This window comes from Nocardia sp. NPDC047654, assembly GCF_043205035.1.
Classification (GTDB): domain Bacteria; phylum Actinomycetota; class Actinomycetes; order Mycobacteriales; family Mycobacteriaceae; genus Nocardia.
The window spans coordinates 201809-225390 of sequence record NZ_JBIDDF010000005.1; the positions used below are offsets into that span (position 1 = coordinate 201809).

23 protein-coding genes and 1 riboswitch are annotated in these 23582 nt (G+C 69.3%); of the genes, 13 read left to right on the plus strand and 10 right to left on the minus strand.

The genetic code is table 11. From position 1 onward, the window contains the following. The first annotated feature begins 27 nt into the window (after window positions 1-27). Together ACGF7Y_RS18060 and ACGF7Y_RS18065 are read left to right on the plus strand one after the other, a co-directional pair. Complete coding sequence (locus tag ACGF7Y_RS18060) at window positions 28-1356, plus strand: PspC domain-containing protein (RefSeq protein WP_393234998.1); 1329 nt, start codon at window positions 28-30, stop codon at window positions 1354-1356. A gap of 121 nt (window positions 1357-1477) precedes the next feature. Then, window positions 1478-2113, plus strand: coding sequence for a response regulator transcription factor (locus tag ACGF7Y_RS18065; protein ID WP_040865043.1), 636 nt, complete (start codon window positions 1478-1480; stop codon window positions 2111-2113). A 33-nt stretch (window positions 2114-2146) separates the two neighbouring features. On the opposite strand, the gene ACGF7Y_RS18070 is transcribed toward ACGF7Y_RS18065, so the two are convergent. Then, a complete protein-coding gene (locus tag ACGF7Y_RS18070; RefSeq protein ID WP_393235001.1) occupies window positions 2147-3268 on the minus strand; it encodes a serine/threonine-protein kinase in 1122 nt (373 codons plus the stop codon). Window positions 3269-3726: 458 nt separating this feature from the next. Between ACGF7Y_RS18070 and ACGF7Y_RS18075 the strand changes: the two genes are divergently transcribed. Together ACGF7Y_RS18075 and ACGF7Y_RS18080 are read left to right on the plus strand one after the other, a co-directional pair. Further along, window positions 3727-4515, plus strand: a complete 789-nt coding sequence (locus ACGF7Y_RS18075) for a hypothetical protein (protein WP_393235004.1) — start codon at window positions 3727-3729, stop codon at window positions 4513-4515. A gap of 322 nt (window positions 4516-4837) precedes the next feature. Then, window positions 4838-6424 carry a DNA polymerase Y family protein gene (locus ACGF7Y_RS18080; RefSeq protein ID WP_393235007.1) on the plus strand — a complete coding sequence of 529 codons (1587 nt, stop codon included), beginning with the start codon at window positions 4838-4840 and terminating at the stop codon, window positions 6422-6424. Window positions 6425-6550: 126 nt separating this feature from the next. Here ACGF7Y_RS18080 and ACGF7Y_RS18085 read toward each other — a convergent pair whose 3' ends face one another. Continuing rightward, complete coding sequence (locus tag ACGF7Y_RS18085) at window positions 6551-7249, minus strand: class I SAM-dependent DNA methyltransferase (protein WP_393235009.1); 699 nt, start codon at window positions 7247-7249, stop codon at window positions 6551-6553. 185 nt (window positions 7250-7434) lie between these two features. Here ACGF7Y_RS18085 and ACGF7Y_RS18090 point away from each other — a divergent pair, with 185 nt between their 5' ends. Beyond that, the gene (locus ACGF7Y_RS18090) at window positions 7435-8190 is read left to right on the plus strand and encodes an alpha/beta fold hydrolase (RefSeq protein WP_393235012.1); all 756 of its coding nucleotides are present in this window, start codon (window positions 7435-7437) and stop codon (window positions 8188-8190) included. Between the two features lie 3 nt (window positions 8191-8193). Here the strand turns inward: ACGF7Y_RS18090 and ACGF7Y_RS18095 are convergent, their stop codons facing one another. Continuing rightward, window positions 8194-9162 (minus strand): SDR family NAD(P)-dependent oxidoreductase, encoded by a 969-nt coding sequence (locus ACGF7Y_RS18095; protein WP_393235015.1) that lies wholly within the window; start codon window positions 9160-9162, stop codon window positions 8194-8196. 222 nt (window positions 9163-9384) lie between these two features. On the opposite strand from ACGF7Y_RS18095, the gene ACGF7Y_RS18100 reads away from it, so the two are divergent. The 4 genes from ACGF7Y_RS18100 to ACGF7Y_RS18115 all read left to right on the plus strand — a co-directional run bounded on the left by ACGF7Y_RS18100 (window position 9385) and on the right by ACGF7Y_RS18115 (window position 14527). After that, a complete protein-coding gene (locus tag ACGF7Y_RS18100; RefSeq protein WP_393235018.1) occupies window positions 9385-9840 on the plus strand; it encodes a hypothetical protein in 456 nt (151 codons plus the stop codon). A 54-nt stretch (window positions 9841-9894) separates the two neighbouring features. Further along, window positions 9895-13257: an error-prone DNA polymerase gene (locus tag ACGF7Y_RS18105; RefSeq protein WP_393235021.1), complete on the plus strand. Its 3363-nt coding sequence runs from the start codon at window positions 9895-9897 to the stop codon at window positions 13255-13257. 87 nt (window positions 13258-13344) lie between these two features. After that, on the plus strand, window positions 13345-14337 hold the full coding sequence (locus tag ACGF7Y_RS18110) for a DUF4349 domain-containing protein (protein ID WP_393235023.1): 993 nt from the start codon (window positions 13345-13347) through the stop codon (window positions 14335-14337). Next, window positions 14294-14527, plus strand: coding sequence for a DUF167 domain-containing protein (locus tag ACGF7Y_RS18115; RefSeq protein ID WP_040864983.1), 234 nt, complete (start codon window positions 14294-14296; stop codon window positions 14525-14527). The genes ACGF7Y_RS18110 and ACGF7Y_RS18115 overlap by 44 nt, the downstream gene beginning before the upstream one ends. Before the next feature lie 46 nt (window positions 14528-14573). On the opposite strand, the gene ACGF7Y_RS18120 is transcribed toward ACGF7Y_RS18115, so the two are convergent. The 4 genes from ACGF7Y_RS18120 to ACGF7Y_RS18135 all read right to left on the minus strand — a co-directional run bounded on the left by ACGF7Y_RS18120 (window position 14574) and on the right by ACGF7Y_RS18135 (window position 16360). Next, window positions 14574-15038: a tRNA (cytidine(34)-2'-O)-methyltransferase gene (locus ACGF7Y_RS18120; RefSeq protein ID WP_062973267.1), complete on the minus strand. Its 465-nt coding sequence runs from the start codon at window positions 15036-15038 to the stop codon at window positions 14574-14576. A 13-nt stretch (window positions 15039-15051) separates the two neighbouring features. Beyond that, window positions 15052-15495, minus strand: coding sequence for a type II toxin-antitoxin system VapC family toxin (locus tag ACGF7Y_RS18125; RefSeq protein WP_393235026.1), 444 nt, complete (start codon window positions 15493-15495; stop codon window positions 15052-15054). Further along, window positions 15492-15743 (minus strand): hypothetical protein, encoded by a 252-nt coding sequence (locus tag ACGF7Y_RS18130; RefSeq protein WP_393235028.1) that lies wholly within the window; start codon window positions 15741-15743, stop codon window positions 15492-15494. The genes ACGF7Y_RS18125 and ACGF7Y_RS18130 overlap by 4 nt, the downstream gene beginning before the upstream one ends. 197 nt (window positions 15744-15940) lie before the next feature. Beyond that, window positions 15941-16360, minus strand: a complete 420-nt coding sequence (locus ACGF7Y_RS18135) for a hypothetical protein (RefSeq protein ID WP_393235031.1) — start codon at window positions 16358-16360, stop codon at window positions 15941-15943. 312 nt (window positions 16361-16672) lie between these two features. On the opposite strand from ACGF7Y_RS18135, the gene ACGF7Y_RS18140 reads away from it, so the two are divergent. After that, complete coding sequence (locus ACGF7Y_RS18140) at window positions 16673-16918, plus strand: DUF3017 domain-containing protein (protein WP_245559786.1); 246 nt, start codon at window positions 16673-16675, stop codon at window positions 16916-16918. Between the two features lie 39 nt (window positions 16919-16957). Here ACGF7Y_RS18140 and ACGF7Y_RS18145 read toward each other — a convergent pair whose 3' ends face one another. After that, window positions 16958-17605 carry a nitroreductase family protein gene (locus ACGF7Y_RS18145; protein ID WP_393235034.1) on the minus strand — a complete coding sequence of 216 codons (648 nt, stop codon included), beginning with the start codon at window positions 17603-17605 and terminating at the stop codon, window positions 16958-16960. 69 nt (window positions 17606-17674) lie between these two features. On the opposite strand from ACGF7Y_RS18145, the gene ACGF7Y_RS18150 reads away from it, so the two are divergent. After that, window positions 17675-18052 (plus strand): helix-turn-helix domain-containing protein, encoded by a 378-nt coding sequence (locus tag ACGF7Y_RS18150; RefSeq protein ID WP_040864986.1) that lies wholly within the window; start codon window positions 17675-17677, stop codon window positions 18050-18052. A gap of 57 nt (window positions 18053-18109) precedes the next feature. Here ACGF7Y_RS18150 and ACGF7Y_RS18155 read toward each other — a convergent pair whose 3' ends face one another. Then, window positions 18110-19267, minus strand: coding sequence for a homoserine O-acetyltransferase (locus tag ACGF7Y_RS18155; protein WP_393235038.1), 1158 nt, complete (start codon window positions 19265-19267; stop codon window positions 18110-18112). A gap of 201 nt (window positions 19268-19468) precedes the next feature. After that, window positions 19469-19579: riboswitch (SAM riboswitch) on the minus strand. A gap of 52 nt (window positions 19580-19631) precedes the next feature. Then, window positions 19632-20345, minus strand: a complete 714-nt coding sequence (locus ACGF7Y_RS18160) for a TetR family transcriptional regulator (protein WP_357044899.1) — start codon at window positions 20343-20345, stop codon at window positions 19632-19634. Between the two features lie 133 nt (window positions 20346-20478). Here ACGF7Y_RS18160 and ACGF7Y_RS18165 point away from each other — a divergent pair, with 133 nt between their 5' ends. Continuing rightward, window positions 20479-21972, plus strand: coding sequence for an MFS transporter (locus tag ACGF7Y_RS18165; RefSeq protein ID WP_393235042.1), 1494 nt, complete (start codon window positions 20479-20481; stop codon window positions 21970-21972). A 361-nt stretch (window positions 21973-22333) separates the two neighbouring features. Next, window positions 22334-23551 (plus strand): NADP-dependent isocitrate dehydrogenase, encoded by a 1218-nt coding sequence (locus ACGF7Y_RS18170; RefSeq protein ID WP_040864988.1) that lies wholly within the window; start codon window positions 22334-22336, stop codon window positions 23549-23551. Window positions 23552-23582: the final 31 nt, after the last annotated feature.

The window sequence follows — 23582 nt, forward strand, 5'->3', positions numbered from 1 at the left end:
GCTGCGTTGTCGGGCAGTATCGAAGACATGTACCCGTCTGTTCCCGCGTTCGACACTCGGGGGTTCGACGCCGCGCGCGGACTGGGCCCCGCGCCCGCGCCGGTCCCCGGGCCGCCGCAGGCGCGGATGTTCCGCCGCTCGGGTGGCCGGGTCGTCGGCGGCGTGGCGGGCGGTCTGGCCGACCATCTGGGCGTCGACGTGTTCAAGGTGCGGATGGCGTTCGTGCTGCTGTGCGCGCTGGCCGGGGCGGGCATCGCCGCCTACGGGCTGCTGTGGATCTTCACGCCCGGTGGGTCGGACCAGTCGAAACCTTCCGGTGCCGAGCGGCGGCAGGCGATCGGGCTAGCCATGCTCGGGCTGGGGCTCGCGGTCGCCGTGTCATGGGTGTTCAGCGGGACGGCGGCGAAGGTGATCGCGCCGATCATCGTGGTGGCGGTCGGCGCGGCGCTGGTGTGGCGGGAGTACGACGTCGACGGGCCGCGTTCGCTGCTCGGGCTGCCCGCGCGGCCCTCGGTCATCACCTGGTCCCGGATCGTCGCCGGTGCGACGCTGATCGTGGCGGGCCTCGGGGTGGTGGTGCTGGCGCGGATCGATCTCAGCTCACTCGGCTCGGCGCTGCTCGCGGTGGCGGTCACACTGGTCGGCGCCGGACTGCTGACGGTTCCGCTGTGGCTGCGCATGATGCGCGCGCTGAACGCCGAGCGCGCCGCCCGCATCCGCAACGAGGAACGCGAGGAGATCGCCTCGCATCTGCACGATTCCGTGCTCCAGACGCTCGCGCTCATCCAGCGCCAGGCCGATGACCCGCAGGAGGTGCTGCGGCTGGCCCGCAGCCAGGAGCGGGAACTGCGGAAATGGTTGTTCGAGGATTCCGGCCCCGCGCAGTCGAGCTTGACCGCGGCCCTGCGGACCATCGCGGGCGAGGTGGAGGACCAGCACGGCGTGAAGGTGGCGCCGGTGACCGTCGGTGACGTGTCGATGGACATCGACGGTTCCGGATCCGGTCTGCCGAAGGAGCACTTCACCGCGCTGCTCGGCGCGAGCAGGGAAGCGCTGGTCAATGCCGCGAAGCACGCGGGCGTCCCGGAGATTGATCTGTTCGCCGAGGTCGAGCCGCATCAGGTGAGCGTCTTCGTGCGTGACCGTGGCTCCGGCTTCGACCTCGCGTCCGTGCCGGAGGATCGCCGGGGCTTGGCCAAATCCATTCGCGGCCGGATCGAGCGCCGCGGTGGTCAGGTGGACATCCTGTCGAGGCCGGGCCGTGGCACCGAGGTACGGATCATCATGCCGCGGACCGATTCCGGCTGCCCCGCCCACGACGAAGAGCCCGCCCCCGCCGCGGGCGTCGTCCGCTAGTCGTCCGCTTCTCGCGGACCCGCAGAGTCCGCACAGCGGCCGTGGGGTGCGCGAAGAGCGCGTGGGGGATGAGTGTGGTACCGGTTGGGGGTCAAGGGTCGGTTAGGAGAAGTAGGTGGCCGTGCGGGTCTTTCTCGTCGATGATCACGCCGTTTTCCGGTCGGGTGTGCGTGCGGAGTTGAGCCGGGAGGCGGACATGGAGGTGGTCGGGGAGGCCGGCGGGGTGGCGGAGGCGGTGGCCGGGATCAACGCCGAGCGCCCGGACGTCGTCCTGCTCGACGTGCACATGCCCGACGGCGGCGGGGTGGCGGTGCTGGCCGGCATCGAGCCGGGGCCGGTGTGCCTGGCGTTGAGCGTGTCCGATGCGGCGGAGGACGTGATCGCGGTGATCCGGGCCGGGGCCAGAGGGTATGTGACGAAGACGATTTCGGGCTCCGAGCTGGCCGACGGGATCCGCCGGGTGGCGGGCGGTGATGCGGTCTTCAGCCCACGCCTGGCAGGCTTCGTGCTGGACTCGTTCACCGGAAGGTCCCCGGTACCCGAACCACCCCTGGATCCCGAACTCGACTCCCTGACCCCGCGCGAGTTGGAGGTTCTGCGCCTGCTCGCGCGCGGCTACACCTACCGTGAGATCGCCGAATCCCTGTTCATCTCCGTCAAAACCGTGGAAACGCACGCCTCCAACGTGCTGCGCAAGACCCAGCAGTCCAACCGCAACGCCCTGACCCGCTGGGCTCACCGCCGCCGCATCGACTGACGGCCGCGCGCCCGCCGGTGCGGTGCGGCGACGTCAGAGGACGGCGACGATGATCCCGATGATGATGATCAGGCCGATCAGCAGTCCCACGGCGATGGCCAGAGGGGCATTGTTCGGCTGCGGATTCCTGGCGCGCTGCGGGGTAGCGGTCGCGGTCGCGCCCGCGTGGTTGCGGTGCGGGCGGGGCAGCGGGGTGGAGTGCGGGCTGCGGATCCCGGACGCCGAATTGCGCGCGGCCCAGGAGGGGATGGTTCCGTCCTCGGTGCGGACGGGCGCGCCGAGAATGTGCGGGCCGGTGCCGGGACCGAAAGCGGCGGTGAGGATCTCGTCCCGCGCCTCGGCCATGGTCGGGCGGCGCTGCGGCGCGGGCTCCATCATGTGCAGCAGGGCCTGGGTGAGCACACCGCTGCGGGTCGGCGGGATGATCTGCGCCATGGCGGCGCGGTGCACGATGACGTCGCTGTCCTCGTCGAAGCCGAACGGCGGCTGCCCTTCGATCGCGGTGTAGAGCGTGGCGCCCAAGGAGAACACGTCGCTGGCCTTGGTCGGCTGGGCTCCGCGCGCCACCTCGGGGGGCAGATAGGAGGGGGTGCCGGTGATCACGCCGTCCGGTTCGTCGGACAGCTCGCCCGCACCCCGGGAGATACCGAAGTCGCTGAGTTTCGCCATACCCACGCCGGGGCCGCGGTCGGCGACGAGGATGTTGCCCGGCTTGATATCCCGGTGCACGATGCCGACCGCGTGCGCGGCGGCGAGCGCGTCGGCGACCTGGGCGCCGATCTGCGCGACCTCGATCGGCGGCAGCGTGTCGACCAGCGCGAGCGCCTTCGCGACGCTGCGGGAGGGTAGGTGCTCCATCACCAACCAGGGCTCACCGGCCTCGAGCACCACGTCGTACACGGCGATCGCGTGGTCGTGCGAGAGTTTCGCGGCGACCCGGCCCTCGTGCAGGATCTGGTTGCGGACCGCCTCCGCTTCTGCCTCACCGAGCCCGGCCGTGGTGAGCACCTGCTTGATCGCGACGTCCCGGTCGAGCAGGCGATCGTGCGCCAGCCAGACCGCGCCCATGCCGCCGCCGCCCAGCTTCGACTGGAGGCGATAGCGGCCTGCGACGAGATATTGGGGGCCGACAGTGGGACGAGCGCGTTCGGTCACGGGTGCAGGGTAGCGGAAAATGAGGCTAGCTGGCCTGATTCGTGTTCGCGCATAGGCGATACACGGGGCGCGGCCATGTGCCGCGCCCGCTCGCTGACGCTCGGTCGGGATGCGTGCCACACACCATACCGATGAATGGGTGCCGTTGCGTCGTAGCCGGGCGCGCGCCGGGTTCGCTCCTCGCATCGAGAATCACGTCACTCGGAAGGGATCCGCGGATTTCCGGCCTATGGCAGTGGTTGCGTGGCCGGTTTGCCGAGCCGGGCACTTTCACCTCGGCGGGGACGGCGCGACACGAAGCCCTCCGCTCTTGACGAAACCCAGGGGTCGGTTTCTACTGAGTCGGTATCGAACGTATATTCGATATGAATCGATAGCTGAATCGGTGCTGCGCTCGAAAGCGAGGGCAGCTCCGCCATGCTTCGCCTCGGGTCCATCGTGGGAAGTGGGTGGTTGAGATGGGTTCGGATGCGATATCGCAGGGAGGGGTGAATCGGGGCGCGCTGCGGCGCGATGGTGGGCGGGAGGATGCTCCCTCCCTGGCTGAACTGCGCAGACGCATGGCCGCGGTGCCGGGGCGTGGTGAATCCGCGGCGCAGCGGGTCCCGCTCGGCGCCGAATCGAGCCGCGCGGCATTGCCGGTGCCAGCGGCGCTCGCGCCCCTGTTGCCCGATGGTGGCCTGCCCAAGGGTTCGGTGGTGGCGTACACGGGGGCGAGTTCGCTGCTGGCCGGTCTGCTCGCCGCGGTGACCGAGGGCGGTGGGCATGCCGCGGTGGTCGGCATGCCCCGGCTCGGTCTGCTCGCCGCGGTGGAGATGGGGGCGCAGCTGCGGCGGCTGGCCGTGATCGCCGAGCCCGGCCCCGATCCGGTGGAGGTGGCCGCGGTGCTGCTCGACGGGCTCGATCTGGTCGTGCTCGGCCTCGGCGGTGGCGCCGTCGCGCCCGCGCGCAGCCGGGTGATCGCGGCCCGCGCCCGCAACAAGGGCGCCACCCTCGTGGTCACCGACGGTCGGTGGCCCGGCGCGTCCCTCCAGCTCGACGCCCGCATCGCGGGTTATGCCGGTCTCGGCCGCGGGCGCGGACGCTTGCGTTCGCTCGGCTTGACGGTCGAGGTGCGTGGCAAGGCGGGACCGCCGCGGCGCGGACGGCTGGATCTGTGCCCGAATGCGGGGCGCGTGGAATGGGTGCTGCGCGAGAAGTCCGCCCGGACAGCCGAAGTCGCCGACACGCAGGAGGCGGTCTCGTGAGTGCGCAGGCCCGCTCCTCGGCTTCCCCGGTCGTCTCGATTCGCCCGATGGCTGCGGTTCGCCGCTGCCCGGTCCGGTCGCTGCCGATCCGGTCCGGCGCACCGACCGAGCGATTCGGCACCGGTGGCGCCGAGTGTCCCGGGCACGGTCGGCGCGATCCGTCGATGAGGACGGGCGGCCGCGAGCACGCGAGGGAGAATCCGGGCCGCCGGATCCGGTGTCGTGTCCGCCACCTGGAGTGCATGTCGCACGATGCGGCGAATGACTCCACCGGGATCGTGTGCCCTCGAGGACCCGTGGGGGACGAAGGTCGTTCGTCGCCGTGATCCGGCCGGGGTCGAAGCGGGTGCTCGCCCTGTGGTGCCCGGACTGGCCCGCGGTCGCCGCGGCGGCGTCGGCGGGACTGCCCGCGACGCGGCCGGTGGCGGTGCTGTTCGCCAACCGGGTGGTGGCCTGTTCGGCGATCGCCCGAGCCGAAGGGGTGCGCCGCGGCCTGAAGCGCCGAGAGGCGCAGGCGCGGTGTCCCGATCTGTTCCTCGCGCAGCAGGATCAGGACCGGGACGCGCGGCTGTTCGAACCGCTGGTCGCGGCGGTGGCCGCGACGGTCCCCGGTGTGGAGGTACTGCGCCCCGGGCTGCTCGTGCTCGCCGCGCGCGGTGCGGCGCGGTTCTTCGGGTCCGAGGAGGCGGCGGCCGAGCGCCTGGTCGACGCGGTGGCCGCGGCCGGGGCGGAAGCGCAGATCGGGATCGCCGACGAGTTGTCCACGGCGGTGATCGCCGCCCGGCGCGCCGCCATCGTGCCGGTGGGGGCGGGTGCGCGGTTTCTCGCGCCGCTGCCGATCGGGGAACTCGCGGTGGAGCCCAGCCTGGCCGCCCCGGAACGCGCCGATCTGGTCGATCTGCTGCACCGCTTGGGTCTGCGCCGGATCGGTGATTTCGCCGCGCTCTCCGCGGCGGAGGTCGCCTCCCGGTTCGGGACCGACGCGGTGCTCGCGCACCGCTGCGCCAGGGCCCAGCCGGAGCGTCCGCCGTCCGCCCGGCAGCCGCCGCCGGATCTGGTGGTGGAGTATCGCTGTGATCCGCCGATCGAGCGGGTCGACGCGGCCGCCTTCGCCGGTCGCCTGCTCGCCACCCGGCTGCACAGCGCGCTCGCGGAGGCCGGACTGGCCTGCACCAGGCTCTCGGTGCACGCGGAAACCGCGGCGGGGGAGGATCTCGCGCGGATCTGGCGCTGCGCCGAGCCGCTCACCCCGGAGGACACGGCGGACCGGGTGCGCTGGCAACTGGACGGCTGGCTCACCCGGCGCGACGGCGCGCGGCCCACCGCGCCGATCACCGTGCTGCGGCTGGAACCTGTCGAGGTGGTCACGGCGGGCGCATTGCAACTCGGGCTGTGGGGCGGGGCCGGGGAAGAGGACGAGCGAGCCCGGCGCGCGCTCATCCGGGTGCAAGGGTTGCTGGGCGGGGAAGCGGTGCGGGTCGGCGTGCTGAGCGGCGGACGCGGGCCCGCCGAACGAATCACCATGGTCACGCTGGGTGACGAACTCGTCCCCGCGGCCGACCCCGCGCAACCCTGGCCGGGCCGGCTGCCCGAGCCCGCCCCCGCCGTACTTCTGCTGAACCGTCCGCTGGTGCGGCTCGAAACCGCCGACGGCGCGCCCGTCAAGGTCACCGACCGCGCCATGTTCGACGCCGAGCCGGCCCTGCTGCGCTGGGGGAGCAAACAGTGGCGGCTGACCGGCTGGGCGGGCCCGTGGCCGGTGGACGAACGCTGGTGGGCGCCCGATGCGGACGACGCGGAACTCACCGCCCGCGCCCAGGTCCAACTCGACGACGCGCCCGCCCCCAGCCGAGTGCTGCTGCTGGTCTACCGCGCCGAAACCTGGCGCGCCGAGGGGCTTTACGACTGAGGGCCACAACAGTTGCACGCCCGCCGACCTCGGGTTGCTCTCGGCCGGTACAGGCTTGGCTCTGAACGGAATCGGCGTCGGAGACCAGGTGCTGCCGCCGTCACCGCACCCGGGTCGGCGGCTGGTTCACTCCGGCCGCGACCACACCGTCGCCAGCGTGAACGGATGTCCGCGCAGCGCAGCCCATTTCGGCTTGCGGGCCAGGAACGCGTCGTCCACCAGTGCCTCGGCGACCTCGGTGAGGACCCATCCGGCGGCCAGACCGGCCGACAGGTGCTCGCTGATCAAGTGCAGATGGGTGCTGATCGCCACTGGTTCGCCGGAAGGGTCGGTGTAGTGTGTCGGCATTCCCGACACCATGATGAACTGCGGGTGGTAGCTGACCGATACGCACCGTGCGCCCGGTGCGGCCAGGCGCCACGCCTCCGCGTAGAACGGCGCGAGTTCGGGTAGGTGCTCGTCGATCAGCGACGCGATCACCAGGTCGTAGGCGCCGCCCGGCAGACCCGTGTCCCGCACATCCGCTCGGGTCAGCGTGGTGTGGACGCCGCGTTCGGCGGCCAGCGCCAGCATTCCCTCACTCACGTCGACCCCGTCGATGTGCGTCAACCCGTTGTCCCGCAGCCACGTTCCGGTGCGCCCGGTGCCGCAGCCCAGATCCGCCGCCCGCCGCATCCGGCCGAGGTCCAACCGCAATCGCCCGAGCAGAGCGAGATCCATTTCGTCCAGGACCGTCTGCTCGTAGGTGGGCGCCCACCCGTCGTATCCCGTGGCGACATCGACGGTGCGGTAGTCGCGGCGGTCGAAGTCGGCGAAGGAGGGCATGCGGTGAGTATTGTTCCGGGCTCGCTCTCGCACCAGGCATTTATCGAGCGAGTCGAAACACCATGCTTCGCACGAGTCTTCGCGAGCCCCGGGAATCCCGGGTCACGCACCACACCTCTTTTCCTGCAGTGATACGCGCTACATGACGCAGGGGGAGTGCATGACTGTCAGTATCCTCGTTGGTCGTGGATCTGACGCTGGACCAGGTGACATTCGGAAACGTGCGAATCGCCTATCGGGATTCGGGGGTGGGCGCCGTCAGCGACGTCCCTGTGCTGCTGGTGCACGGCATGGGCGGCGACGGGCACACGTGGGACCGGTTCGCGCGTGTGCTGGTGCAATCCGGGCGCCGAGTGATCATCCCCGATCTGCGCGGACACGGTCGTAGCTCACATACCGATTCCTACCTCTTCGACGAGTTCGGCGACGATCTGCTGCGCCTCTGTGAACATCTGGAGCTGCCCGCGGTGGATCTGGTCGGGCATTCGCTCGGCGGTTACGCGGTGTCGCGCGTCGCGCAGGAGCGACCGGAGCTGGCGCGCAGGCTGGTCATGGAGGAATGCCCGCTTCCGCTGCGATCCGGCGTCGAGGAAATGCGTCTGACCCGCCGGTTTCCCACCGTGCCCGAGTTGTGGCACGCCACATCCAGCCTGGTGCGCCACCCGCGCGCGGTGGTCGCGTTCGACCGTGCCATGACGAAGACGGCGCTGGAGCAGTTCCGCAAGCCGAACCCGGAATGGTGGGACCGGCTCTCCGACATCACCGCACCCACCCTGGTGTTGTGCGGCGGACCGGGCGGCATGGTGGATCCGGCCAAACTCGCCGACCTGCGAGCCGGCCTCGCCGACTGCACCGTGACCACCTTCACCTGCGGCCACAGCATCCATCGCGACCGCTACCAGGAGTTCGCCGCGACCGTCCGGCCGTTCCTGGCCGGCTGAGGTTCACCAATGCGTACCGGGCACCCATCGGGCGGCCCGGCGCAAGGCCGTGCCCGTGACGCGCCGCGCGGCCGACCTGGGCCGTCGCGCGGGAAGCGAGTCGACGGGTTCGACCTGTTCGTCGTCGGGCTCGGTCGGCTCGCCCTTGGCCGCGGGGGAGTCGGGCAGAGCGCGGTAGTAGCGGTGCAGGACGCGGTCGCGGATCTTCGGAGTGAGCAGCGCGCCGTATTCGGCGATGGTGCCCAGCGGTACGTCGATGCGCTTGGGGCGTTCGGTCAGCGCCCGCACGATGGTCGCGGCCGCCCACTCGGGTGACTCGGCGGGGCCCTGGTCGCCGCTCGGGGTGATCATCGGCGTGCGCACCAGCGGCATGTGGATGGTGGTGAACGTGACGCCGTCGGCCATGGTCTCGACGGCCGCCACCTCGGTGAACTTGTCCAACGCCGCCTTGCTGGCCAGATATGCGGAGAACCGCGGTGTGGCCACCTGCACGCCCGCGCTGCTGATATTGACGATGTGCCCGAACTTGCGTTCCCGCATCTGCGGCAGCAGGGCCAGCGTCAGCCGCAGCGCGCCGAAGTAGTTGACGGCCATGGTGCGTTCGAAGTCGTGCAGCCGGTCGGTGGAGCGGTGGATGGCGCGGCGGATCGAACGGCCCGCGTTGTTCACCAGCATGTCCACGTGGCCGTGTTCGGCCAGGACGGTCTCGATCACCTGGTCCACGGAGTCGGAATCGGTGACGTCGCAGGAGTATCCGTAGGCCGAGCCGCCCGCCGCCCTGATCTCGTCGACGACGGCGGTGAGTTCCTCGCCCCGGCGCGCGAGCAGGAACACCGTGGCGCCCTTGGCCGCGACGGCCAGCGCGGCCGCCCGGCCGATTCCGGAGGACGCCCCCGTGATGAGAACGTGCCGTCCGTTGAGGTCGCGGTTGCGGCGCCCGCGCCGGGCGGGTTCGGCGGATGCGTCGGTCATCGCTGCTCCTTTGCAGGTGTGGTCGAAATGAAACTTACTCTGAAGTAAGTTCACTGCCAAGTGGCCCTGATCACAGTCGTGAGCGCCGGGCCCGGTGGCGGCGGCGTATCGCCCGGCGCGGCTCGGCGTCTTCGAGAACCGCACGGGTGCGGGGTTTTCCCGGGTGTGCGAAACGTTCGAACAACTGTCGAAACGTTCGAACATATGTGCGATACTCTGCGCATGTCGGACGATCGGATGGCGGAGGTGTTTGCCGCGGTGCGGCTCGGTGGCGTCGACCCGGCGGCGGGGCGGCGGGCGTTGGAAAAGCTCTGGGGGGAACTCGGCGAACACGGTGGAGCGCTGCAACGCTGCGTGGTCGCCCACCATCTCGCCGACCTCCAGCAGGAGGCCGCGGAGGCGCTGCGCTGGGATCAGCGGGCGCTGGCCGCGGTGTTCGCTCCCGGCGTGCCGCTGGATGAAGGCCTGCGCGGCTTCTTGCCCTCGCTCTATCTGAATCTGGCCGACAGCCACCGCCGGGTCGGTGAGTTCGAAGTGGCCAGGATGCAATTGGCCATCGCGCGCGGGCATCTCGACGTCCTGGCCTCCGATGCCTACGGCGCGCTCATCCGGACTCGCCTGAGCGGGGTCGAAGCCGCCCTGGCCGCCGGTTCCATCGAACGTCTTTCGGTGGCCTGACCAGCCTGTACATCGATCTTGCTCGAATGTATGTTCGAGAAGAGGAGGTGAGTTGTGGGCTGGGGAAACGGTCCGCCCAGCTGGGCGGAGATGGAGCGGGTGCTGTCCGGGCGCTCCGGACGGACGAATCCCGATGGGGTGGTCCAGGGCGACGGCGGCGACAGCCCGGCGTGGTCGCGCAAGCGCGGCGAGTACCGGCCCGAGCCGGTGCTGCGCGCCGCGGAACCGCCGGTCCCGTACGCGGAGTTGCACGCGCATTCGGCCTACAGCTTCCTGGACGGCGCCAGCCATCCGGAGGAGCTGGTGGAGGAGGCGGTGCGGCTCGGCTTGGCGGCGATCGCGCTCACCGATCACGACGGCTTCTACGGCACCGTCCGCTTCGCCGAGGCGGCCAAGGAGTGGGGGATGCCCACTGTCTTCGGAGCCGAACTGTCGCTCGGCACGGCATCCGAACCCCACGTTTCCGGCACGGCGCGCGGGCACGCCGCCGCGCCCGACTCGGCGCCGCGCACCGGCGCGCCGGACCCGGCCGGGCCGCACCTGCTGGTGCTGGCTCGTGGCCAGGAGGGCTACCGCAGGCTCTCCCGCGAGATCGCCGCCGCGCACATGGCCGCCGGAGAGAAAGGCATCCTGCGCTACGACCTCGATACGCTCACCGCGGCGGCCGATGGGCACTGGCACATCCTGACCGGGTGCCGGAAGGGTCACCTGCGCCAGGCGCTCGAGCTCGATTTACGCAGCGGCGACACCCGGCTCGAGCGCGCGGAAGCGGCGCTGCGTGGCCTGACCGACCGCTTCGGAACCGACCGGGTGAGCGTGGAACTCACCCATCACGGCGTCCCGGAGGACGATGAGCGCAACGCTCACCTCATCGCCTTGGCCGATCGTCTCGGCCTGCCCGTGCTCGCCACCACCGGGGCGCATTTCGCCGCACCTGGCCAGCGCCGTCGAGCCATGGCGCTGGCGGCGATCCGGGCCAGGCAGAGCCTGGACGAGATCGCGGGCTGGCTGGCCCCGGCGGGCGGCGCGCACCTGCGGTCCGGGGCGGAGATGGCGCGGTTGTTCGCCGACTGCCCGCAGGCGGTGGCGAACGCGGCGGCACTGGCTCGCGAATGCGCCTTCGACCTGAAGCTGATCGCCCCGCACCTGCCGCCCTTCGACGTGCCCGCCGGACACGACGAGCAGTCCTGGTTGCGCGAACTCACCATGGCAGGCGCCGCGGCGCGCTACGGGCCGCCGGAGGAGAACCCGGAGGCATACCGGCAGATCGAGCACGAACTCGCGGTGATCGGCAAGCTGGAATTCCCCGGCTACTTCCTGGTGGTGCACGACATCGTCAGCTTCTGCAAGAACAACGACATCCTCTGTCAGGGTCGCGGCTCGGCGGCCAACTCCGCGGTCTGCTACGCGATCGGCATCACCAATGTCGACCCGGTGCGCAACCAGTTGCTGTTCGAGCGCTTTCTCTCCCCGGAGCGCGACGGTCCGCCGGATATCGATGTCGACATCGAATCCGACCGCCGCGAAGAGGCGATCCAGCACGTCTACCGCAAGTACGGCCGCGAGTACGCCGCGCAGGTGGCCAACGTGATCACCTATCGCGGCAAGTCCGCGGTGCGCGATGCCGCGCGGGCGCTGGGTTTTTCGCCCGGTCAGCAGGACGCGTGGAGCAAGCAGGTGAGCCGCTGGACAGGGGTCGGCGCCGAGACGAACACCGACATCCCCGCCGAGGTCCTGGAACTGGCCGCCGATATCGAGGGGTTGCCGCGGCATCTCGGCATCCACTCCGGCGGCATGGTGATCTGCGACCGGCCGATCGCCGACGTCTGCCCGGTGGAATGGGCGCGCATGCCCGGCCGCAGCGTCTTGCAGTGGGACAAGGACGATTGCGCGGGCATCGATCTGGTGAAGTTCGACATGCTCGGCCTCGGCATGCTCTCCGCGCTGCACTACATGATCGACCTGGTGCGCGAGCACAAAGGCGAGACCGTCGAGCTGCACTCGCTCGACCTGGCCGAACCCGAGGTCTACGAGATGCTCTCGCGCGCGGACTCGGTCGGCGTCTTCCAGGTCGAGTCTCGTGCGCAGATGGCCACCCTGCCCCGGCTGCGGCCGCGCAGCTTCTACGACCTGGTGGTGGAGGTGGCGCTGATCCGTCCCGGCCCGATCCAGGGCGGTTCGGTGCATCCCTACATCCGCAGGCGCAACGGTGTGGAGGACGTCGTCTACGACCATCCGGCGCTGAAGAACGCGCTGGAACGCACGCTCGGCGTGCCGCTGTTCCAGGAGCAGCTCATGCAGATGGCCGTCGACGTCGCCGGATTCACCGCCGTCGAAGCCGATCAACTGCGCCGCGCCATGGGCTCCAAGCGGTCACCGGAACGCATGAAGCGCCTCGAGGCGCGGCTCTACCAGGGCATGCGCGAGCGTCACGGCATCACCGGCGAAGTCGCCGACCGCATCTACGAGAAGCTCTACGCCTTCGCCAATTTCGGCTTCCCGGAGAGTCATTCGCAGAGCTTCGCCGCGATCGTGTACTACTCGGCCTGGTTCAAACTGCATCATCCCGCCGCCTTCTGCGCGGGTCTGCTGCGCGCCCAGCCGATGGGGTTCTACTCGCCGCAGTCGCTGGTCGCCGACGCGCGCAGGCACGCGGTGGCGGTGCACGGCCCCGACGTCAACGCCAGCAGGGCCGAGCCCACCCTCGAGGCGAAGGGCACCGAGGTGCGCCTCGGTCTCGCCGCGATCCGTCAGATCGGCGACGACCTCGCCGAACGCATCGTCACCGCCAGGGGCGAGCGGCCCTACACGTCCTTCCTCGACCTGACCGGGCGGGTGGAACTCACTGTCGCCCAGGCGGAATCGCTCGCCACGGCGGGCGCGCTCGGCAGTCTCGGCAGCACCCGCCGCGAAGCGCTCTGGGCGGCGGGCGCCGCCGCGGGCGAGCGCCCGGACCGGTTGCCCGGTACCGGCGCGGCCACCACCGCGCCCGCCTTGCCCGGGATGAGCGATCTGGAACTGGCCGCCGCCGACGTGTGGGCCACGGGCGTCTCGCCGGGCAGTTATCCGACGGAGTTCCTGCGCCCGCACCTCGACACGCTCGGCGTGATACCGGCCTCCGGCCTGCTGGCCGTGCCCGACGGCTCGCGGGTGCTGGTGGGCGGCGCGGTGACGCACCGGCAGCGTCCCGCCACCGCAGAGGGCGTCACCTTCCTCAATCTGGAAGACGAAACCGGCATGGTGAACATCGTCTGCTCACTGGGGCTGTGGCGGCGGTACCGGCGTCTCGCCCAGGGCGCTGCCGCTCTGCTCATCCGCGGCCGGGTGCAGAATGCCGAGGGCGTGGTGAGCGTGGTCGCCGAACATCTACAGCGCATGGATCTGCGGATGGCGTCCAAGTCGCGCGACTTCCGTTGAGCCGGTGCATTAAAGAAGTATTAGAAGCGTTCTAGGAAACGGTTATGCGGGGCTGTTCGCGCAGTGCAAAAGGCTACTGTGCCAGGCATGAGGAAGCTTGCTGTGCTGTGTGTCGGCGTGCTGGGGTTGAGTCTGCTCGCCGGCTGCGGTGCCGATAACCCCCAGCCCGCTCGAGACCGGACGTCGACGGCGATCACCGGGCCCGCCGCCCCCGCGCTCGTGCCGCCGGGAGCACACGAACTGGCGCCCCCCAAGCGGGACAACAACTCCGGCGGCGAGCCCGTGTCCCTGCGCAAGGAAGTGGTCACCGGCAGTGTCGAGATCACCGCGGGCGCGCCCGTCGCCGCGGCGGGCACGATCATCGACCAGGTGCGCGCCGCCGGTGGCCGGGTCGACAGCCGCACCGAGCAACCCGGGACCGACGACACCGAGCCCAGCGCCACGCTCGTCGTCCGGCTGCCCGCGGACAAGACCGACGCGTTCATCGCGGGCCTCGGCGGGGTCGGGCAGGTCACCCGGGTCACCACCAACCGCGACGACGTCACCATGCAGTGGGAGGACCTGGACGCGCGGATCAAGGCGTTACAAGCCTCGGTCGAGCGGCTGCGCGCGCTCATCGCGGGCGCCACCAGCACCTCCGACCTGCTCGCCGCCGAACAGGCGCTGTCCAGCCGCCAGGGCGAACTGGACAGCCTCACCGCGCAGAAGCGGCGGCTCGACGACCAGGTCGCCCTGTCCACGCTGACCATCGAGATCACCACCGATCAGAAGAAGCCCGGCGACGAACCCGACAGCTTCTGGGACGGCATCGTCTCCGGCTGGAACTCCCTGGTGGACTGGCTGCGGGACGCGGTCGTGTTCAGCGGCAAGGCGATTCCGTGGCTCGGCTTCCTGGCGGTGTCGGCCGCCGTGCTGTGGGGCATCGTGCGCCTGGTGCGCCGCCGTCGGAAGCCAGCCTCGGGTGCGGAAGAATCAGCGCCCGTGAAGTCCGCGAGCGGCGCCGCCGAAGGCGCGGAAACCAGCGCAGGAGGCGAGCGTGCCGACGGTGGTCAGGGCGACGATCAAACCGAACAGCCGTAAGGGCCCGCTGGTGGAAACCCTCGACGACGGCAGCCTGCACCTGTACGTGCGGGCTCCGGCCGTCGAGGGCAAAGCCAACAAGGCGGCCATCGAGTTGCTCGCCGAACACTTCGGAGTCGCCAAGTCCGCCGTCCGGCTGGCGGCGGGCGCGACATCGCGCTTCAAACGATTCGAGATCGACCTACCCTGAACACGCTGTCTCGCGGTGGGTTCCGCACCGACATGGACGGAGCGGATCAGACGCCGCCGGGGAAGCCGAGTTGACGCCAGGCTTCGTAGACGGTCACCGCGGCGGCATTGGAGAGGTTCATGGAGCGACGGCCGGGCACCATCGGGATGCGCAGCCGGTCGGTGACGTGCGGGTCCGCCAGCACCTCCGCGGGCAGGCCGGTGGGCTCGGTGCCGAACAGCAGTACGTCGTTCTCGCGGTAGGCCACCTCCGTGAACCGAGTGGTGGCCTGCGTCGTGAACGCGAAGACCCGCTCCGGCCGCAACGCCTCCCACGCCGCCGCCAGATTCGCATGCACCGTCACCGACGCCAGATCGTGGTAATCCAACCCGGCCCGGCGCAACTTCGGCTCCGATAGATCGAACCCCAACGGCTCGATCAGATGCAGATGGCACCCCGTCCCCGCGACCAACCGGATCGCGTTGCCGGTATTCGGCGGAATGCACGGCTCGTGGAACATCAGATGGAACACGGGTGCCAGTCAATCAGGTCGGCGGAGCCACGACCTCGTCGGTCAGTCGGGTAACAGTCGGAGCGGAACCGGGTGACTGGTTCGGACCGCGGTGAAGTGTCGGCGATCCAATGTTGCGACTTCCCTCACGCCGAGCCGTTCGGCGACGGCCAGGACAGCGGCGTCGACAGCGCCGAGCGGGAAGTCGGCGTACTTCCGCACCAACTCGGCCATCCGCAAAAGATCGGCCCGGAGTGAGATCGACGAGTTCGATTTCCTCGTTCGCGATAGATTCCAAGAATCTCGCCTCTGCCGAAGGACCGACCCGCGTTTCCAAGAAATAGCAGACTTCCGCGAGAACTGGACCTGGAACCAGCAGCGGCCCGGGGTGTGTCTCGAGGAGATCAAGGCAGCGTCGGTGATCCGCGTCGTTCTTGTTGAGCACAGCGACGAGCGGGCCTGTGTCGCAGACGATCACTCGACGTGCCTACCGCGTTCCTCGCGGAGCAACTCTTCAGACCTTGCCGCCAGATCCGGCTCTGCGTGCATCATGCCGGCAAACGAAAGGTGCCGACGCCGCTCGCCTGGCGGCTCGGTGACCGGGCTTCGCTCAGCGGTATCGGTGACGACCAACTGCAACGCGACAGCCCGCAGCGCATGCGCTTGGTCCGGGGTGAGCCGATCGACCAGACGATGTAGATCTTCGTACTCGAACGCTGCGGTCATGGGTCTGATTGTAGTGAAAACCACACGCTATAGCGTTGACTGCGCACTACCCTGCCTTGCGCCGGGCGCTCCGGCGTGGCTGACGTTCTGTGAATAGTGATGCACGGCTCGTGGAACATCAGATGGAACACGGGTGCCGGTCGATCAGGTGGGCGTCAGGCGCTGCCGACGCCCGCCCGGAGTCTGTCGGCCAGGGGTCAGCCGAAGCTGCCCGTGCTCGGCTTGCCGACCACGTCGACGGTGACGACGTCCGTCGTCGACGTGTCGCCGTCGCGGGGATCGCCGGTGGGTCGTTCCCAGGCGCATGCGCCACGCACGCGCATCCGGCCGGCGGGCAAGGCTCCGTTGCCGAGCGACGTCTGGACCATCTTGCCGTCCGCGATGGCGAACGACGTGGGGTTGTTGCCACCGAAGATCTCTCCGGTGTCGTCGTTGTACACCCAGCACACACCCTCGGCGTTCGGGTTGTGGAATTTCGCCGATACGGTTCCGGGGACCGAGAAGACCTCCTCGAGGACCGGAGGCGACAGCGGAGGTGTCGCGGTGGCGGTGGCCCCGGAGCCGAGCGCCATGGGAAGTGCTGCGAACGCGAGCAGGGCGAGTCGTCGCATGATCATGATGGAATGATGCCAGCCTGCCGAACGCGCCCAACCTTCCGGGCCATCCAACCAACTTGACCTACAACCACTTTCGAACGCCTATCAGCGCCGTGGACAGCCCGCGAGTGGCACACAGCTGAGGGATCTACTCGCGATTCGCCGCAGCCGTGTGCCACTCGCCGCTAGGAATCGGGCTGGTTCCGATCGGGCTCGGTGACCTCCGGCGGGCCGACGGGGGTGGTCTGCAAGAATCGGGGGGTGACCGATGCCGACGCGCCTATCTCCGGGCGCCGCAGTGCGGGGGCGCAGTTTCTGCGCTCCCATCTGCCGATGGTGGTTGTGACGCTGGTCATGGTTGTGGCGGTGGTCTTCGTCGCGTCCGATCGGTGGCGGCGCGGGGCGTTCTTCTTCGGCGGTGCGACGCTGCTGGCGGCGGCGTTCCGGCTGTGCCTGCCGACCGCGCGGGTCGGGTTGCTCGCGGTGCGCAGCAAGCCTTTCGATGTGGGTGCGCTGACGCTGCTCGGCTCGAGCATCCTGTTCCTGGCGGCCACGATCAACACGCTCGGCGTCGGCTGACCGCTCGGGAAGGGCGCCCCGGCGGGACGCCCAGCGGGGTCAGCGGGCGGCCGCGTATCGCTCGGCGAAAACCGTCCGCTCGCGCGGCCGGCGGCCGGGATGGGGTGGAACGGTGTCGCTGTAACCGACCGTGACCAGGACCGCGACGGCCAGATCGACACGATCGCCGACACCGACGGCCTGCTTCACCAGTTCGGCGTCCCACCCGTTCATCGGGGCCGAGGCCAGTCCGAGGCCGGTGGCCGCCAGCATCGTGTAGGTGGCCGCGATCATCGCGTTCTTCACCGCATTCTCCCGCAGCAGGCCGTGCCGTTCGAGCGCGTGGTACTCCGCGCGGGTGTCGAACATGGCGGTGAAGTCGGCGTTCCACGCGCCGCTGCGGCCGGCGAGTTCGGCGATATCGGCGTTGCCCGCTCGCCAGGCGTCGACATCGGCGAGGAAAACCAGCACTACCGGCGCCTCGAGCGGTTGGGGCTGACCGAACGCGGCTTCGTGCAGGGCGCGGCGGCCGGCTTCGCCGGTCACCACGACAACCGACCGGTCCTGCATGTTCCAGGCGCTCGGGGCCTGCATGGTCAGGTCGAGGAGTTCTTCGAGCAGCTCCGGCGCTACCGGATCGGCCCGGTAATGCCGGACGGTGCGGCGGGTTCGAATGGCTTCGGCAATCGAAAGTGTCTGCGTTTCCATGATTCTTACTATCGGAGAGTGACCCTCGAATAGGAAGAAGGCACTAAATAGTGCGCTACACTCCGAAAGGTGCCCACATACCTCGAAGGTTCCGGTCTCCCCGCGGATGTGTACTCCGCGAAGTGCCCTACGCGGGAGGTTCTCGACCACATCGCGGGCAAATGGACGGTGCTGATCATCGACGCACTCGCGGACGGCACCATGCGCTATACCGATCTGCGCAACCGCATCGAGGGCATCTCCCAGAAGATGCTGACGCAAACTCTGCGGCAATTGGAGGCGGACGGATTCGTCACGCGCACAGTGCATCCGACGGTTCCCCCCCGCGTCGACTACACCCTCACCGACCTCGGCCACAGTCTGCGCACGCCGATCGCGGCGCTGCGGGATTGGATCGAAAGCAACATCAACCGGATCGAGGCGGCGCGACGAGGCGCGGCGCTCTGAGCGTGGGGCAGACAGTGCTCGGAACGTCGCGCGCGGACGCTTCGGCGCGGCGGATCTTCAGCGTTCGGGTCGCACACCCGCCCGGGCCAGTCGCATGGTCTCGGTCAGCAGCTTCGAGACCGCCGCCGCCTCGGTGAGGAATCCGTCGTGCCCGTCGCGGGAGTGCACGACTTCCAATCCGTCGCAACCGGGCAGCAGATCGGCGAGTTCCTGCTGGGTCCGCAGCGGGTACAGCCGGTCGGAGTCGACGCCGCCGACCACGCACGGCACCGGCGTCGCCGCGAGCGCCGCCTCGACGCCGCCCCGGCCCCGGCCCACGTCGTGCCGGTTCATCGCCTCGGTCAGCAGCACATAGGTGGCGGGATCGAAGCGCTTGCACAGCTTTTCGGCCTGGTGGTCCAGGTAGCTCTGCACCGCGTAGCGGCCGCCGTGCCACGGGTCTTCGTCGCCCTGGGGCTTGTTCTCGAACCGGTGGTCGAGTTCGAATTCGGTGCGGTAGGTCAGGTGGGCGATCCGCCGGGCCAGGGCCATGCCCGTCAGCGGGGCGCGGCCGGTGCCGTGATAGTCGCCGCCCTGCCAGTCCGGATCGGCCTTGATCGCCGCGATCTGGGTGGTCTGGGTACCGATCTGGTCGGCGGTGGCGCGGGCGCCGACCGCGAGCACCAGCGCCGCCGCGACCCGCTCCGGTGCGCCGACCATCCACTCCAGCACCCGCATGCCGCCCATCGAACCGCCGACAACGGCGGCGAGCCGCTCGACACCGAGCAGGTCGAACAGAGCGGCCTCGGCGGTCACCTGATCGCGGATGGAGATCTCGGGAAATCGCGCGCCCCAAGGTTTCCCGTCCGGCGCGGGACTCGACGGCCCGGTGCTGCCCTTGCAGCCGCCGAGCACGTTCGTCGCGATCACACACCATTCGTCGGTGTCCAGCGGAGCACCCGGGCCGACCATGCCGTCCCACCAGCCGGGCATCTCGTGCACGTCGTCGGACTTGCCGACGACGTGCGAGTCGCCGGTGAGCGCGTGTTCGACCAGCACGATATTGTCCAGGCCGGGGGAGAGCTCGCCCCAGCGCTGCACCGCGAGGTGGACGTCCGGGATGACCGCGCCGTTCTCCAGTCGCACGTCCCCGATGGCGATGGCGCCGAGCTGTCCATCCGGGGGCGGCAGGACGTTGCCGGAGGTCCGCGTGCTCGGTTCGGTGCTCACGGTCACGTCGCCGCCGTCGCGAAGCAGGCGCGTAGATCGCCCGGAATGTCCACGGTGGCGGCCACGCGGCTGTACGGCGCTGCCGGGTCCTGCTCGGTCCCGGGCGCGGTGAATTCACTCATGGTTTGCTCCCAAAAGGTGTTCGCCGGTACAGCAAGGGTTAGCGGTGTGTGGGTAACGAACAACAACACATGCCGGCGACCTCCTGTTACGCGCTTGCTCCCGACTCTCGGGAGCCAGGTCATCACCCGGAGCACCCCACCGCGGTTGGAGGGTTGCCGACCAGCGAGCCGGGGCTTGGCGCTGGTACTCATAACCTGCCCGGCATCATAACCGGCGGGCGGTCGGCGTCCGAAATCCTCCGCCGAACTCACTGGTCCGCGACGGTCGCCGCCCCGCAGCAGGTGCGTACGAATTCGTCGTACGCCTCGGTGAACGCGGTGCGCCCCGCCCTGGTCGCGGTCGCCAGGTCCTCGTCCAGGAACGCATCGTCGGAGCACTCCATGCCGATGTGGCCGATCAGTTGCCAGGTGCCGACGAGGAGCCGCACCGCGCGCGCGTCCGGTTCGGTGCCGAGGCGCTCGGCGACCACCGCCGCGATCGCCGTGTTCTTGTCGTCGGCGAGTTCCATGCTGCGCGCGCTGACCGAAGGGCTGCTGCGCAGGATCCGTTGCATCTTCTGGAACTGCCGGAACGACAACGGGTCGGCCTCGCCACCCTCGGCGGCTTGATCGACCACGTGCAGGAAGGCCGCGAGCAGCGCCTGTAGTTCGTTACCCGTGCGTGGCTGCTCGCGCAGCGTCTCGGCGATCGTGCGCCCGAAATCCTGGACCGGTCCGAGGACGATGTCCTCTTTGCTCTCGAAATAGCGGTTGATCGTGCGCGGCGAGACGTCCGCCACGTTGGCGATCTGCTCGATCGTGGTCGCGTCGAAGCCCTGCGTGTCGCACAGATCCAGGGCGGCCGCGATGATGCGCAACCTCGTCTGCTGCTTCTTGCGTTCGCGCAGCCCTGGGGTCGCGGGGGCGCTCGCGGCGCGGTCGGCCGCAGCGCTCGCGCCCATCGGCGTCGATGACTCGAGCATGACCCCATGGTAACGCAACCTGTTGTTTTCCTGTCCTTAACGGTCAAATGTCGTAGTACGACACTTTTCTCTTGACGACAAATGTCGCTCGATGACAGGATGGCTTCCGACATCGAAGGACGAGGAGACGACCGTGACGGAACCCGGGACAGCGGCGCACGCGCCGCGGAAAACGGCCGCTTCAGCGCGCTGGCTCGCGCTGACAGTGATCGCATTAGCCCAGCTCATGGTGGTGCTGGACGCCACAATCGTGACTATCTCGCTGCCGTTCGCGCAGCGTGATCTCGACATCAGCGACGGCAACCGGCAATGGATGCTCACCGCCTACACGCTGATCTTCGGCGGCTTGCTGCTGCTGGGCGGCAGGCTGGCCGACTACCTCGGCCGCCGCCGGATCTTCATCGTCGGCCTGATCGGCTTCGCGGGTGCTTCGGCGCTGGCCGGGCTCGCTCAAACCGGGGCGGAACTGTTCGCCGGGCGCGCGTTGCAGGGTGCGTTCGCCGCGCTGCTGGCCCCGGCCGCGCTCTCGCTGCTGTCGGTGACCTTCACCGAGCCCGGAGAGCGGGCCACCGCGTTCGGTGTGTTCGCGGGCATTTCCGCGGGCGGCGCGGCGCTCGGCCTGATCGCGGGCGGCGCGCTCACCGAGTACGCGTCGTGGCGCTGGTGCCTGCTGGTCAACACGCCGATCGCGCTGCTCGCGCTGGTCGGGGCGCTGGCATGGGTGGCGAAGGACGTGCCGGCGCCGCGCCGCGGGGGATATGACGTGCCCGGTGCCGTCACGGTGACGCTCGGCCTGATCGCCATCGTCTACGGCTTCAGCCGCGCCGCCGACGACGGCTGGCTGGCCGGCAGCACCTTGGGGCTGCTCGTCGCCGGACTCGCTCTGCTCGTCGCCTTCGTGGCGATCGAACGCCGCTCCTCGAACCCGCTGCTGCCACTGCACATCCCGGGTGAGATCAACCGCGGCGGCGCCTTCCTCGCCGCGCTGCTCATCCCGATCGCGATGTTCGCGATGTTCCTGTTCCTGAGTTTCTACTTCCAGATCACGCTCGGCTACTCCGCGCTGAAGGCGGGCTTCGCGTTCCTGCCCTTCCCGGCGGGCATCGCGATCTCGGCGGGTGTGACCAGCGCTCTGCTGCCGAAGCTCGGCCCGCGTCCGCTGATGCTGGCCGGCGCCGTGCTGGGCGTCATCGGCCTGCTGCTGCTGGCCCAGTTGAGCTACGGCGACAGTTTCCTGGCCGGGGTGCTGCCCGCGCAGGTGCTCATCGCGCTCGGTATGGGTCCGTTGTTCGTCGGGATGCAGACAGTCGCGCTGCATCAGGTCGAGGAAGAGGACTCCGGCGTCGCCTCCGCGCTGCTGAACGCGGCGCAGCAGGTCGGCGGCGCGGTCGGGACGGCGCTGCTGACCACGATCTCGGTGCAAGTCGCGAAGTCCTTCGCGCAGGACAACCCGGGTATCGACAATCTGGCCGCGCGGGCCGCGATCCACAGCTACGACGTGGCCTTCTATGTCGGCGCCGGGTTCTTCCTCGCGGCCGTCCCGATCATCGCGCTGATGATCCGGGACCGGCCGGAGAACCTCATCGAAGGTTCCGAGGAGGGGGCACGGATCCCGGTCGGGGTCTGATCCGCCGCGAACGAGGTCCGCGCGACGCCGGTGAGGCCGCGCGGACCTCGTCGTCTGCCGGATGGTTGCCGGGCTCGGACGGAAGGCGGATCATGGCGGCGACGGCGGTTGCGCGAACGCCCTTCACGGTGCTCGGAGCCGTCGCCGACCTACCAATCGGTAACAAAGGTGGCGTAGCTCACTCCGGGGGCTGCCCGTGCGGTGAGGACTCGGGCAGCAGTACGCTCGTCTTGTTTGCACCACACGTCTCGCCGACAACGCGGGACATATACGTTGTCTGTTGGAACAGCTGGGGTCCGCTCACAAGCGTGTTCGCCTGGCCGTGCAATGAGGGCACCATCCTAGGAGGACACGAAGATCCATGTCCAAGATCAAGGTTGAAGGCACCGTCGTAGAACTCGACGGCGACGAGATGACCCGGATCATCTGGCAGTTCATCAAGGACAAGCTGATCCACCCCTATCTCGATGTGAACCTGGAGTATTACGACCTGGGCATCGAGTACCGCGACAAGACAGACGACCAGGTCACCGTCGACGCCGCCGAAGCCATCAAGCGGCACGGTGTCGGTGTGAAGTGCGCCACCATCACCCCGGACGAGGCGCGGGTCAAAGAATTCGGCCTCAAGAAGATGTGGCGTTCGCCCAACGGCACCATTCGCAACATTCTGGGCGGCACCATCTTCCGTGCCCCGATCATCATCTCGAACGTTCCCCGGCTCGTTCCCGGCTGGACCAAGCCGATCATCATCGGCCGCCACGCGTTCGGCGACCAGTACCGCGCCACCGACTTCAAGGTGTTCCAAGGCGGTACCGTCACCTTGACCTTCACCCCGGACGACGGCAGCGAGCCGATCGTGCACGAGGTCGTGAAGATGCCCGAGGACGGCGGCGTCGTCATGGGCATGTACAACTTCCGCAAGTCCATCGAGGATTTCGCGCGGGCGTCGTTCAACTACGGCCTGCAGCAGAACTACCCGGTGTACATGTCGACGAAGAACACCATCCTGAAGGCCTACGACGGCATGTTCAAGGACACCTTCCAGGACATCTTCGACGCCGAGTTCAAGAGCCAGTTCGACGCCGCGGGCCTGACCTACGAGCATCGCCTCATCGATGACATGGTGGCCTCCTCCATGAAGTGGGAGGGCGGCTACGTCTGGGCGTGCAAGAACTACGACGGCGACGTGCAGTCCGACACCGTGGCCCAGGGCTTCGGTTCGCTCGGCCTGATGACGTCGGTGCTGCTCACCCCGGACGGGCAGACCTGTGAGGCCGAGGCCGCGCACGGCACCGTCACCCGGCACTACCGCCAGCACCAGCAGGGCAAGCCGACCTCGACCAACCCGATCGCGTCCATCTTCGCCTGGACCCGAGGGCTCGAGCACCGCGGCAAGCTGGACAACACCCCGGAGGTCATCGGCTTCGCGCAGACCCTCGAGGACGTCGTCATCAAGACCGTCGAGGGCGGCCAGATGACCAAGGACCTCGCGCTGCTCGTCGGCGGGGACCAGGGCTACCTGAGCACCGAGGAATTCCTCGGCGCGCTGGACGCCAACCTGGCTCGCGCACTGCGCTGAGTTCGCGGGCGCCGACAAGGCGCCGAACCGC